This is a genomic window from Salmonella sp. SAL00672 (genome assembly GCF_046552175.1).
Taxonomy (GTDB): domain Bacteria; phylum Pseudomonadota; class Gammaproteobacteria; order Enterobacterales; family Enterobacteriaceae; genus Salmonella; species Salmonella enterica.
Genome location: NZ_JBGDUQ010000001.1, coordinates 955,341 through 968,373, shown reverse-complemented (window position 1 = coordinate 968,373; position 13,033 = coordinate 955,341). Strand labels below are relative to the sequence as shown.

Genomic DNA, 13,033 nt, shown 5'->3' with positions numbered 1-13,033 from the left:
TATAAGAGGCTATTTATGAAATTATTAATTTTAGGCAACCACACATGCGGCAACCGTGGTGATAGCGCCATTATGCGCGGTTTGCTTGATGCCATCCGTCAACAGGCGCCAGAGGCGGAGATGGATGTGATGAGCCGTTTCCCGGTGAGTTCCGCCTGGTTGCAGGGGCGCCCGATTATTGCCGACCCGCTGTATCAGTTAAGCCAGAAACAGCAGGCGGCGGCAGGGCTTAACGGTCGGGTGAAAAAAATATTACGCCGTCGTTTTCAGCATAAAATTTTATTGTCTAAAGTCGCCCTGGAAGGAGCGCTGCGTAATTTTGCTATCGCGCCGGAATTTGCCGAATTCGCGCAATTTATTGCGCAGTATGACGCCGTCATTCAGGTGGGTGGTTCAAACTATGTCGACTTATATGGTTTGACTCACTTTGAATATCCGCTGTGCGCGTTTATGGCGAACAAACCAATTTATATGGTGGGACATAGCGTCGGCCCTTTCCAGAATCCTGACTTTAACCAGCTCGCCAATTATGTTTTTGGGCGCACCAGTGCGCTGATCCTGCGTGAAACCGTCAGCCGCGATCTGATGACCGCCGCGCAGATCGATACCCGGAAAGTGGAGCAGGGGGTGGATACCGCCTGGTTAGTCGAACGCCGTCACGACGAGTTTGTCGCCAGTTATGCTGTGCAGCACTGGCTGGACGTCACCGCGCGCCGCAAAACCGTCGCGATTACGTTGCGCGATCTGGAGCCGTTTGATAAACGCCTGGGCACCACTCAGCAGGTCTATGAGCAGGCATTTGCCCAGGTCGTGAATCGCCTGATTGCGGACGGTTATCAGGTACTGGCGCTGTCAACCTGCACCAGTATCGATCGCTATAACCGCGATGACCGGATGGTTGCGTTACGGATGGCGAAGTATGTAAACGACTCAGAGCATTTCCATATCGCGATGGACGAACTCAATGACGTGGAAATCGGAAAGATCCTCGCATCCTGCGTACTGACCATCGGGACGCGCCTGCATTCCGCCATTATCTCCATGAATTTTGGCACGCCCGCTATCGCCATTAATTATGAACATAAATCCGCCGGGATTATGCAGCAGCTAGGCCTGGCGGAATTGGCCATCGATATCCGTCACTTGCTGAACGGTTCATTACAAAGCGTGGTGGCCGATACGCTCAATCAATTGCCTGCGCTAAAGGCAAAAGTGGCTAACGCCGTCACCGAGGAGCGGGCGAAAGGGTTCACGATGATCAAATCCGTTCTCGACAGAATTCGGGAGGAACAATGAAAGTCAGCTTTTTTCTGCTGAAATTTCCACTCTCATCGGAAACCTTTGTGCTGAATCAGATTACTGCGTTTATTGATATGGGCCATGAGGTCGAGATTGTCGCGTTACAAAAAGGCGATACCCAACATACTCACGCCGCCTGGGAGAAGTATGGCCTGGCGGCGAAAACCCGCTGGTTACAGGATGAGCCCCAGGGACGGCTGGCGAAACTGCGCTACCGGGCATGTAAAACGCTGCCGGGGCTGCATCGGGCGGCGACCTGGAAAGCGCTCAATTTTACCCGCTATGGCGATGAATCACGCAATTTGATCCTTTCCGCGATTTGCGCGCAGGTGAGCCAGCCTTTTGTGGCGGATGTGTTCATCGCACACTTTGGTCCGGCGGGCGTGACGGCGGCCAAACTACGCGAACTGGGCGTGCTTCGCGGCAAAATCGCGACTATTTTCCACGGGATTGATATTTCCAGTCGCGAGGTACTCAGTCATTACACGCCGGAGTATCAGCAGCTGTTTCGTCGTGGCGATCTGATGCTGCCTATCAGCGATCTGTGGGCCGGTCGCCTGAAAAGTATGGGCTGCCCGCCGGAAAAGATTGCCGTTTCGCGCATGGGCGTCGACATGACGCGTTTTTCCCATCGTCCGGTGAAAGCGCCAGGGATGCCGCTGGAGATGATTTCCGTCGCGCGCCTGACCGAGAAAAAAGGCCTGCATGTGGCGATTGAAGCCTGTCGGCAACTGAAAGCGCAGGGCGTGGCGTTTCGCTACCGCATTCTGGGGATTGGCCCGTGGGAACGTCGGCTGCGCACGATCATTGAGCAGTATCAGCTAGAGGATGTCGTTGAGATGCCGGGGTTTAAACCGAGCCATGAAGTGAAGGCGATGCTGGATGACGCCGATGTTTTTTTGCTGCCGTCGATTACCGGTACGGATGGCGATATGGAAGGTATTCCGGTAGCGCTGATGGAGGCGATGGCGGTAGGGATTCCCGTGGTATCTACCGTGCATAGCGGTATTCCGGAACTGGTGGAGGCCGGCAAATCCGGCTGGCTGGTGCCGGAAAACGATGCGCAGGCGCTGGCGGCCCGACTCGCTGAGTTCAGCCGGATTGACCACGACACGCTGGAGTCGGTGATCACGCGCGCCCGTGAAAAAGTGGCGCAAGATTTTAATCAGCAGGCGATTAATCGCCAGTTAGCCAGCCTGCTACAAACGATATAAACGAGGTGGTATGCCCGCGACTAAATTCTCCCGACGTACCCTCCTGACGGCAGGTTCTGCGCTTGCTGTTCTTCCTTTTCTGCGCGCCTTGCCGGTACAGGCGCGTGAACCTCGCCAGACCGTCGATATTAAGGATTATCCGGCGGATGACGGTATTGCCTCGTTCAAACAGGCCTTCGCCGACGGACAGACCGTGGTCGTACCGCCAGGATGGGTGTGTGAAAATATCAATGTGGCGATAACGATTCCGGCGGGAAAAACGCTGCGGGTACAGGGCACGGTGCGTGGGAATGGCCGGGGACGGTTTATTTTGCAGGACGGGTGTCAGGTGGTGGGGGAGCAGGGCGGCAGTCTGCACAATGTGACGCTGGATGTTCGCGGGTCGGACTGTGTGATTAAAGGTGTGACGATGAGCGGCTTTGGCCCCGTCGCGCAAATTTTCATCGGCGGTAAGGAACCGCAGGTGATGCGTAATCTCATTATCGATGACATCACCGTTACCCACGCCAACTACGCCATTCTCCGCCAGGGATTTCATAACCAAATGGACGGCGCGCGGATTACGCATAGCCGCTTTAGCGATTTGCAGGGGGACGCCATTGAGTGGAATGTCGCGATTCACGACCGCGACATCCTGATTTCCGATCATGTCATCGAACGCATTGATTGTACCAATGGCAAAATCAACTGGGGGATCGGCATCGGGCTGGCGGGTAGCACCTATGACAACAGTTATCCTGAAGACCAGGCAGTAAAAAACTTTGTGGTGGCCAATATTACCGGATCTGATTGCCGACAGCTTGTGCACGTAGAAAATGGCAAACATTTCGTCATTCGCAATGTCAAAGCCAAAAACATCACGCCCGATTTCAGTAAAAATGCGGGTATTGATAACGCAACGATCGCAATTTATGGCTGTGATAATTTCGTCATTGATAATATTGATATGACGAATAGTGCCGGGATGCTCATCGGCTATGGCGTCGTTAAAGGAAAATACCTGTCAATTCCGCAAAACTTTAAATTAAACGCTATTCGGTTGGATAATCGCCAGGTTGCTTATAAATTACGCGGCATTCAAATTTCCTCCGGCAACACCCCCTCTTTTGTCGCCATCACCAATGTACGGATGACGCGTGCTACGCTGGAACTGCATAATCAACCGCAGCACCTCTTTCTGCGTAATATCAACGTGATGCAAACTTCAGCGATTGGCCCGGCGTTAAAAATGCATTTCGATTTGCGTAAAGATGTCCGTGGTCAATTTATGGCCCGCCAGGACACGCTGCTTTCCCTCGCTAATGTTCATGCCATCAATGAAAACGGGCAGAGTTCCGTGGATATCGACAGGATTAATCACCAAACCGTGAATGTCGAAGCAGTGAATTTTTCGCTGCCGAAGCGGGGAGGGTAAGTACCGCTATTTTTACGAAAATTCCTGGGAAAAAGTTGTTCATACTTAATGTCATGGTGCCGACTAAGACGTAATGTAGAGCGTGCCATCATTATCCCTGGCAGCAGAGTAATTCATGCTGGCGAAAACAAGCTAAAGAGCTATAATTCAGCAACCATTTTACAGGTGGAAGAAACAATGATGAATTTGAAAGCAGTTATACCGGTAGCGGGGTTGGGTATGCATATGTTGCCTGCCACCAAGGCAATCCCAAAAGAGATGCTACCGATCGTCGACAAGCCAATGATTCAGTACATTGTCGATGAGATTGTGGCTGCAGGGATCAAAGAAATCGTGCTGGTGACTCACGCGTCTAAAAACGCCGTTGAGAACCACTTCGACACCTCTTATGAACTTGAATCACTTCTTGAGCAGCGCGTTAAGCGCCAGCTTTTGGCGGAAGTGCAATCTATCTGCCCACCGGGCGTGACGATTATGAACGTTCGCCAGGCGCAGCCGTTAGGGCTGGGGCACTCTATTCTGTGCGCGCGTCCGGTCGTGGGCGATAACCCTTTCATTGTGGTACTCCCGGATATTATTATCGATGATGCTACCGCCGATCCGCTGCGCTATAACCTTGCGGCGATGGTGGCGCGTTTCAATGAAACGGGTCGCAGCCAGGTGCTGGCGAAGCGCATGAAAGGTGATTTATCGGAGTATTCCGTTATCCAGACGAAAGAACCTCTGGATAATGAAGGCAAAGTCAGCCGGATTGTGGAGTTTATCGAAAAACCGGATCAGCCGCAGACGCTGGATTCCGATTTGATGGCGGTAGGCCGTTATGTGCTTTCAGCCGACATCTGGGCGGAACTGGAAAGAACCGAACCGGGCGCCTGGGGCCGCATCCAGCTCACCGATGCCATTGCTGAACTGGCGAAAAAACAGTCGGTTGACGCGATGCTAATGACGGGTGACAGCTATGACTGCGGTAAAAAAATGGGCTACATGCAGGCATTTGTGAAGTACGGGCTGCGCAACCTGAAAGAAGGAGCGAAGTTCCGTAAGAGCATAGAGCAGCTTCTGCATGAATAAGTATTAACAACCGTGATAAATGGTTGGTGATAAACATAATAACGGCAGTGAACATTCGAAGCGGCAAGTTGGCTGAAACGAGTGTTGACTGCCGTTTTAGTTTTGTATAAAGGGCTTAAGTAACAAGGGGTTATCTGGAGCATTTTAATGCTGATTTTATAAGATTAATCCTTGTTTCCGGATGCAATTAATAAGACAATTAGCGTTTAAGTTTTAGTGAGCTTTGCCCTGCTGGGCAAGGTTTGTAACAAGTCGATATGTATGCAGTGCACTGGTAGCTGATGAGCCAGGGGCGGTAGCGTGTGTAACGACTTGAGCAATTAATTTTTATTGGCAAATTAAATACCACATTAAATACGCCTTATGGAATAGAAAAGTGAAGATACTTATTACTGGCGGGGCAGGTTTTATTGGATCAGCTGTTGTCCGCCATATTATTAAGAATACACAGGACACTGTAGTTAATATTGATAAATTAACCTACGCCGGTAATCTTGAATCCCTTTCTGATATTTCTGAAAGTAATCGCTACAATTTTGAACACGCGGATATTTGTGATTCCGCTGAAATAACGCGTATTTTTGAGCAGTACCAGCCGGACGCGGTGATGCATTTGGCTGCGGAAAGTCATGTGGACCGTTCGATTACCGGGCCGGCAGCATTTATTGAAACCAATATCGTCGGCACCTATGTACTTCTTGAAGTTGCGCGTAAATACTGGTCTGCGCTTGGCGAAGATAAAAAAAATAATTTCCGTTTTCATCATATTTCCACTGATGAAGTTTACGGCGATTTACCGCATCCTGATGAAGTTGAAAACAGCGTTACGCTGCCGTTATTTACTGAAACGACGGCATATGCGCCAAGTAGCCCCTATTCTGCGTCAAAAGCATCCAGCGATCATTTAGTCCGTGCCTGGCGGCGTACCTATGGTCTACCAACGATCGTTACCAATTGTTCTAATAACTATGGCCCTTATCACTTCCCTGAAAAACTGATTCCGTTGGTCATTTTGAACGCACTGGAAGGAAAGCCTTTGCCAATTTATGGCAAAGGGGATCAGATTCGCGATTGGCTATATGTAGAAGATCACGCTCGCGCGCTTCATATGGTAGTGACTGAAGGCAAGGCAGGGGAGACTTATAACATTGGTGGACACAATGAGAAGAAAAATCTCGATGTGGTATTTACCATCTGTGATCTGCTGGATGAAATTGTACCCAAAGCGACTTCTTATCGTGAACAAATCACTTATGTCGCGGATCGTCCGGGCCATGATCGTCGTTATGCCATTGATGCAGGTAAAATTAGCCGCGAATTAGGCTGGAAACCGCTGGAGACCTTTGAAAGCGGTATTCGTAAAACAGTGGAATGGTACCTTGCAAATACTCAATGGGTAAACAATGTTAAAAGTGGGGCGTATCAGAGTTGGATAGAACAGAACTATGAAGGACGCCAGTAATGAATATCTTACTTTTTGGTAAGACAGGGCAAGTAGGCTGGGAGTTGCAACGTTCTCTGGCACCAGTAGGGAATCTGATTGCCCTGGATGTCCATTCAAAAGAGTTTTGCGGTGATTTTAGTAATCCGAAAGGCGTTGCCGAAACCGTTCGTAAGCTTCGTCCCGATGTGATTGTTAACGCAGCCGCACATACTGCAGTAGATAAAGCAGAGTCTGAACCAGAACTGGCGCAGTTACTTAACGCCACCAGTGTGGAAGCCATCGCTAAAGCGGCCAACGAAACTGGCGCATGGGTAGTGCATTATTCAACCGATTATGTATTTCCTGGTACCGGCGATATCCCATGGCAGGAAACGGACGCTACGTCGCCGCTGAATGTCTATGGCAAGACCAAACTAGCGGGAGAAAAGGCCCTGCAGGATAACTGCCCTAAGCATCTTATCTTCCGCACCAGTTGGGTTTATGCAGGTAAGGGCAATAATTTCGCAAAGACAATGCTTCGTCTGGCGAAAGAGCGTCAGACACTTTCAGTCATCAACGATCAGTACGGTGCGCCGACCGGTGCGGAATTACTGGCTGACTGTACGGCGCATGCGATCCGTGTGGCGTTAAAGAATCCAGAAGTCGCAGGTCTTTACCATCTGGTTGCCGGGGGAACCACAACCTGGCATGACTACGCGGCCTTAGTCTTTGACGAGGCGCGCAAAGCAGGGATAACGCTTGCGCTGACTGAGCTTAATGCTGTGCCGACCAGCGCCTACCCGACGCCGGCGAGCAGACCAGGCAATTCGCGTCTCAATACTGAAAAGTTTCAGCGTAATTTTGACCTTATTCTGCCGCAATGGGAATTAGGAGTTAAGCGCATGCTGACTGAAATGTTTACGACGACAACCATCTGATAAATTTAAATGCCCATCAGGGCATTTTCTATGAATGAGAAATGGAAATGAAAACGCGTAAGGGCATTATTTTAGCGGGGGGCTCCGGCACCCGTCTTTATCCGGTGACCATGGCGGTAAGTAAGCAATTGCTACCAATTTATGATAAACCGATGATTTACTATCCCCTTTCCACGCTTATGCTGGCAGGCATTCGGGATATCCTGATCATCAGTACGCCACAGGACACGCCGCGTTTTCAACAACTGCTGGGAGACGGCAGCCAGTGGGGGCTGAATCTTCAATATAAAGTACAGCCAAGCCCGGATGGCTTAGCACAGGCGTTTATTATTGGTGAAGAGTTCATTGGTCATGATGATTGTGCATTAGTGCTGGGTGACAATATCTTCTATGGTCATGATTTACCAAAGTTAATGGAAGCTGCCGTTAATAAAGAAAGTGGTGCTACCGTCTTTGCTTATCATGTAAACGATCCGGAGCGCTACGGTGTGGTTGAGTTTGATCAAAATGGCACAGCCGTTAGTCTGGAAGAAAAACCGTTACAACCGAAGAGTAATTACGCGGTAACGGGGCTGTATTTTTATGATAATAGCGTGGTGGAGATGGCGAAAAATCTTAAGCCTTCCGCTCGCGGTGAGTTAGAAATCACGGATATTAACCGTATCTATATGGATCAGGGAAGATTGTCTGTCGCTATGATGGGGCGCGGTTATGCCTGGCTGGATACAGGGACGCATCAGAGTTTGATAGAGGCCAGTAATTTTATTGCAACCATCGAAGAACGCCAGGGTCTGAAAGTGTCTTGCCCGGAAGAGATCGCATTTCGTAAAAATTTTATAAATGCACAACAGGTTATAGAACTGGCCGGGCCATTATTAAAAAATGATTATGGCAAATATTTGCTGACGATGGTGAAAGGTTTATAAGTGATGATTGTGATTAAAACAGCAATACCAGATGTCTTGATCTTAGAGCCTAAAGTTTTTGGTGATGAGAGGGGATTCTTTTTTGAAAGTTATAACCAGCAGACCTTTGAAAAGTTGATTGGACGTAAAATTACATTTGTTCAAGATAATCATTCAAAATCCAAAAAGAACGTACTTAGAGGGCTGCATTTTCAGAGAGGAGCAAATGCACAGGGTAAGTTAGTTCGTTGTGCTGTCGGTGAGGTTTTTGATGTTGCGGTCGATATCCGAAAGGAGTCGCCTACTTTTGGTCAGTGGGTTGGCGTAAATCTATCTGCTGAGAATAAGCGACAGCTTTGGATTCCAGAAGGTTTTGCTCATGGTTTTGTTACTCTCAGTGATTATGCAGAGTTTTTGTACAAAGCAACTAATTATTATTCACCTTCATCGGAAGGTAGCATTCTATGGAATGATGAGACAATAGGTATTAAATGGCCTTTTTCTCAGCTGCCTGAGCTTTCAGCAAAAGATGCTGCAGCACCTTTACTGGATCAAGCCTTGTTAACAGAGTAAGCATCGTGTCTCATATTATTAAGATTTTTCCATCAAATATTGAATTTTCCGGTAGAGAGGATGAATCAATCCTCGATGCTGCGCTATCGGCTGGCATCCATCTTGAACATAGCTGCAAAGCGGGTGATTGTGGTATCTGTGAGTCCGATTTGTTGGCGGGAGAAGTTGTTGACTCCAAAGGTAATATTTTTGGACAGGGTGATAAAATACTAACCTGCTGCTGTAAACCTAAAACCGCCCTTGAGCTAAATGCGCATTTTTTTCCTGAACTAGCTGGACAGACAAAAAAAATTGTCCCATGCAAGGTAAATAGTGCTGTACTGGTTTCAGGCGATGTTATGACTTTGAAGTTACGCACACCACCAACAGCAAAAATTGGCTTCCTTCCAGGGCAGTATATCAATTTACATTATAAAGGTGTAACTCGCAGTTATTCTATCGCTAATAGTGATGAGTCGAATGGTATTGAGTTGCATGTAAGGAATGTTCCCAATGGTCAGATGAGCTCGCTCATTTTTGGGGAGTTACAAGAAAATACTCTTATGCGCATTGAAGGGCCTTGCGGAACATTTTTTATTCGTGAAAGTGACAGACCTATAATCTTCCTTGCAGGCGGTACTGGATTCGCTCCAGTTAAATCAATGGTTGAGCATCTCATTCAGGGGAAATGTCGTCGTGAGATCTACATTTACTGGGGAATGCAAGATAGTAAAGATTTTTACTCTGCATTACCGCAGCAGTGGAGTGAACAGTACGACAACGTTCACTATATCCCTGTTGTTTCTGGTGATGACGCCGAATGGGGGGGGAGAAAGGGATTTGTCCATCATGCCGTGATGGATGATTTTGATTCTCTAGAGTTCTTCGATATATATGCATGTGGTTCACCTGTGATGATCGATGCCAGTAAAAAGGACTTTATGATGAAAAATCTCTCTGTAGAACATTTCTATTCTGATGCATTTACTGCATCTAAATAATATTGAGGGTAATTTATGAAAGCGGTCATCCTGGCTGGTGGACTTGGTACCAGACTAAGTGAAGAAACAATTGTAAAACCAAAACCGATGGTAGAAATTGGTGGCAAGCCTATTCTTTGGCACATTATGAAAATGTATTCTGTGCATGGTATCAAGGATTTTATTATCTGCTGTGGTTATAAAGGATATGTGATTAAAGAATATTTTGCGAACTACTTCCTTCACATGTCAGATGTAACATTCCATATGGCTGAAAACCGTATGGAAGTTCACCACAAACGTGTTGAACCATGGAATGTCACATTGGTTGATACGGGTGATTCTTCAATGACTGGTGGTCGTCTGAAACGTGTTGCTGAATACGTAAAAGATGACGAGGCTTTCCTGTTTACTTATGGTGATGGCGTTGCCGACCTTGATATCAAAGCGACTATCGATTTCCATAAGGCTCACGGTAAGAAAGCGACTTTAACAGCTACTTTTCCACCTGGACGCTTTGGCGCATTAGATATCCAAGCTGGTCAGGTCCGGTCATTCCAGGAAAAACCGAAAGGCGATGGGGCAATGATCAATGGTGGTTTCTTTGTGTTGAATCCATCGGTTATCGATCTCATCGATAACGATGCAACAACTTGGGAACAAGAGCCATTAATGACATTGGCACAACAGGGGGAGTTAATGGCTTTTGAACACCCAGGTTTCTGGCAGCCGATGGATACCCTACGTGATAAAGTTTACCTCGAAGGGCTGTGGGAAAAAGGTAAAGCTCCGTGGAAAACCTGGGAGTAAGTAGATGATTGATAAAAATTTTTGGCAAGGTAAACGTGTATTCGTTACCGGCCATACTGGCTTTAAAGGAAGCTGGCTTTCGCTATGGCTGACTGAAATGGGTGCAATTGTAAAAGGCTATGCACTTGATGCGCCAACTGTTCCAAGTTTATTTGAGATAGTGCATCTTAATGATCTTATGGAATCTCATATTGGCGATATTCGTGATTTTGAAAAGCTGCGCAATTCTATTGCAGAATTTAAGCCAGAAATTGTTTTCCATATGGCAGCCCAGCCTTTAGTGCGCCTATCTTATGAACAGCCAATCGAAACATACTCAACAAATGTTATGGGTACTGTCCATTTGCTTGAAGCAGTTAAGCAAGTAGGTAACATAAAGGCAGTCGTAAATATCACCAGTGATAAGTGCTACGACAATCGTGAGTGGGTGTGGGGCTATCGTGAGAACGAACCCATGGGAGGGTACGATCCATACTCTAATAGTAAAGGTTGTGCAGAATTAGTCGCGTCTGCATTCCGGAACTCATTCTTCAATCCTGCAAATTATGAGCAACATGGCGTTGGTTTGGCGTCTGTGAGGGCTGGTAATGTCATAGGCGGAGGCGATTGGGCTAAAGACCGTTTAATTCCCGATATTCTACGCTCATTTGAAAATAACCAGCAGGTTATTATTCGAAACCCATATTCTATCCGTCCATGGCAGCATGTACTGGAGCCTCTTTCTGGTTACATTGTGGTGGCGCAACGCTTATATACAGAAGGTGCTAAGTTTTCTGAAGGATGGAATTTCGGCCCGCGTGATGAAGATGCGAAGACGGTCGAATTTATTGTTGACAAGATGGTCACGCTTTGGGGTGATGATGCAAGCTGGTTACTGGATGGTGAGAATCATCCTCATGAGGCACATTATCTGAAACTGGATTGCTCTAAAGCAAATATGCAATTAGGATGGCATCCGCGTTGGGGATTGACTGAAACACTTGGTCGCATCGTAAAATGGCATAAAGCATGGATTCGCGGCGAAGATATGTTGATTTGTTCAAAGCGTGAAATCAGCGACTATATGTCTGCAACTACTCGTTAAGAAAATAAGTTTAAGGAATCAAAGTAATGACAGCAAATAACCTGCGTGAGCAAATTTCTCAGCTTGTCGCTCAGTATGCGAATGAGGCATTGAGCCCGAAACCTTTTGTTGCAGGTACAAGCGTTGTGCCTCCTTCCGGGAAGGTTATTGGTGCCAAAGAGTTACAATTGATGGTTGAGGCGTCTCTTGATGGATGGCTAACTACTGGTCGTTTCAATGATGCCTTTGAGAAAAAACTTGGGGAATTTATTGGGGTTCCTCATGTTTTAACGACTACATCTGGCTCTTCGGCAAACTTGCTGGCACTGACTGCGCTGACTTCCCCAAAATTAGGCGAGCGTGCTCTCAAACCTGGTGATGAGGTTATTACTGTCGCTGCTGGCTTCCCGACTACAGTTAACCCGGCGATCCAGAATGGTTTAATACCGGTATTCGTGGATGTTGATATCCCGACATATAATATCGATGCCTCTCTCATTGAAGCTGCAGTTACTGAGAAATCAAAAGCGATAATGATCGCTCATACACTCGGTAATGCATTTAACCTGAGTGAAGTTCGTCGGATTGCCGATAAATATAACTTATGGTTGATTGAAGACTGCTGTGATGCCCTTGGGACGACTTATGAAGGCCAGATGGTAGGTACCTTTGGTGACATCGGAACCGTTAGTTTTTATCCGGCTCACCATATCACAATGGGTGAAGGTGGTGCTGTATTCACCAGGTCAGGTGAACTAAAGAAAATTATTGAGTCGTTCCGTGACTGGGGCCGGGATTGTTATTGTGCGCCAGGATGCGATAACACCTGCGGTAAACGTTTTGGTCAGCAATTGGGGTCACTTCCTCAAGGCTATGATCACAAATATACTTATTCCCACCTCGGATATAATCTCAAAATCACGGACATGCAGGCAGCATGTGGTCTGGCTCAGTTAGAACGCGTGGAAGAGTTTGTAGAGCAGCGTAAAGCTAACTTTTCCTATTTGAAACAGGGTTTGCAATCTTGCACTGAATTCCTCGAATTACCAGAAGCAACAGAGAAATCAGACCCATCCTGGTTTGGCTTCCCTATCACCCTGAAAGAAACTAGCGGTGTTAACCGTGTCGAACTGGTGAAATTCCTTGATGAAGCAAAAATCGGTACACGTTTACTGTTTGCTGGAAATCTGATTCGCCAACCGTATTTTGCTAATGTGAAATATCGTGTAGTGGGTGAGTTGACAAATACCGACCGTATAATGAATCAAACGTTCTGGATTGGTATTTATCCAGGCTTGACTACAGAGCATTTAGATTATGTCGTAAGTAAGTTTGAAGAATTTTTTGGTTTAAATTTCTAATTT

11 protein-coding genes and 1 pseudogene are annotated in these 13,033 nt (G+C 47.2%); all 12 read left to right on the top strand.

The window, feature by feature from the left end; translation table 11 throughout:
- Positions 1-15: 15 nt before the first annotated feature.
- The 12 genes and pseudogenes from wcaK to rfbH all read left to right on the top strand — a co-directional run bounded on the left by wcaK (position 16) and on the right by rfbH (position 13,030).
- Entirely contained in the window at positions 16-1,296 is a 1,281-nt protein-coding gene (gene wcaK / locus ACLJTG_RS05080) for a colanic acid biosynthesis pyruvyl transferase WcaK (RefSeq protein ID WP_198898270.1), read from the top strand.
- Positions 1,293-2,513 carry a colanic acid biosynthesis glycosyltransferase WcaL gene (wcaL, locus tag ACLJTG_RS05075; RefSeq protein WP_023226692.1) on the top strand — a complete coding sequence of 407 codons (1,221 nt, stop codon included), beginning with the start codon at positions 1,293-1,295 and terminating at the stop codon, positions 2,511-2,513. The genes wcaK and wcaL overlap by 4 nt, the downstream gene beginning before the upstream one ends.
- A 10-nt stretch (positions 2,514-2,523) precedes the next feature.
- Positions 2,524-3,927: a colanic acid biosynthesis protein WcaM gene (gene wcaM / locus ACLJTG_RS05070; protein WP_023226691.1), complete on the top strand. Its 1,404-nt coding sequence runs from the start codon at positions 2,524-2,526 to the stop codon at positions 3,925-3,927.
- A 177-nt stretch (positions 3,928-4,104) separates the two neighbouring features.
- Complete coding sequence (gene galF, locus ACLJTG_RS05065) at positions 4,105-4,998, top strand: GalU regulator GalF (RefSeq protein ID WP_000981469.1); 894 nt, start codon at positions 4,105-4,107, stop codon at positions 4,996-4,998.
- Positions 4,999-5,374: 376 nt separating this feature from the next.
- A complete protein-coding gene (rfbB, locus tag ACLJTG_RS05060) occupies positions 5,375-6,460 on the top strand; it encodes a dTDP-glucose 4,6-dehydratase (RefSeq protein ID WP_000697846.1) in 1,086 nt (361 codons plus the stop codon).
- Positions 6,460-7,359: a dTDP-4-dehydrorhamnose reductase gene (gene rfbD, locus ACLJTG_RS05055; protein ID WP_001023661.1), complete on the top strand. Its 900-nt coding sequence runs from the start codon at positions 6,460-6,462 to the stop codon at positions 7,357-7,359. Before rfbB ends, rfbD begins: the two co-directional genes overlap by 1 nt.
- Positions 7,360-7,406: 47 nt before the next feature.
- On the top strand, positions 7,407-8,285 hold the full coding sequence (rfbA, locus tag ACLJTG_RS05050; protein ID WP_000857530.1) for a glucose-1-phosphate thymidylyltransferase RfbA: 879 nt from the start codon (positions 7,407-7,409) through the stop codon (positions 8,283-8,285).
- Positions 8,286-8,837, top strand: a complete 552-nt coding sequence (rfbC, locus tag ACLJTG_RS05045) for a dTDP-4-dehydrorhamnose 3,5-epimerase (protein WP_410958898.1) — start codon at positions 8,286-8,288, stop codon at positions 8,835-8,837. It begins immediately after the preceding gene.
- 5 nt (positions 8,838-8,842) lie between these two features.
- Positions 8,843-9,836, top strand: a pseudogene (locus ACLJTG_RS05040) (CDP-6-deoxy-delta-3,4-glucoseen reductase).
- Positions 9,833-10,606, top strand: coding sequence for a glucose-1-phosphate cytidylyltransferase (rfbF, locus tag ACLJTG_RS05035; protein ID WP_000648783.1), 774 nt, complete (start codon positions 9,833-9,835; stop codon positions 10,604-10,606). The pseudogene ACLJTG_RS05040 and the gene rfbF overlap by 4 nt, the downstream one beginning before the upstream one ends.
- A gap of 4 nt (positions 10,607-10,610) precedes the next feature.
- Positions 10,611-11,690, top strand: a complete 1,080-nt coding sequence (gene rfbG, locus ACLJTG_RS05030) for a CDP-glucose 4,6-dehydratase (RefSeq protein ID WP_000565902.1) — start codon at positions 10,611-10,613, stop codon at positions 11,688-11,690.
- Positions 11,691-11,716: 26 nt separating this feature from the next.
- Positions 11,717-13,030 (top strand): lipopolysaccharide biosynthesis protein RfbH, encoded by a 1,314-nt coding sequence (rfbH, locus tag ACLJTG_RS05025; RefSeq protein WP_000126351.1) that lies wholly within the window; start codon positions 11,717-11,719, stop codon positions 13,028-13,030.
- Positions 13,031-13,033 lie beyond the last annotated feature (3 nt).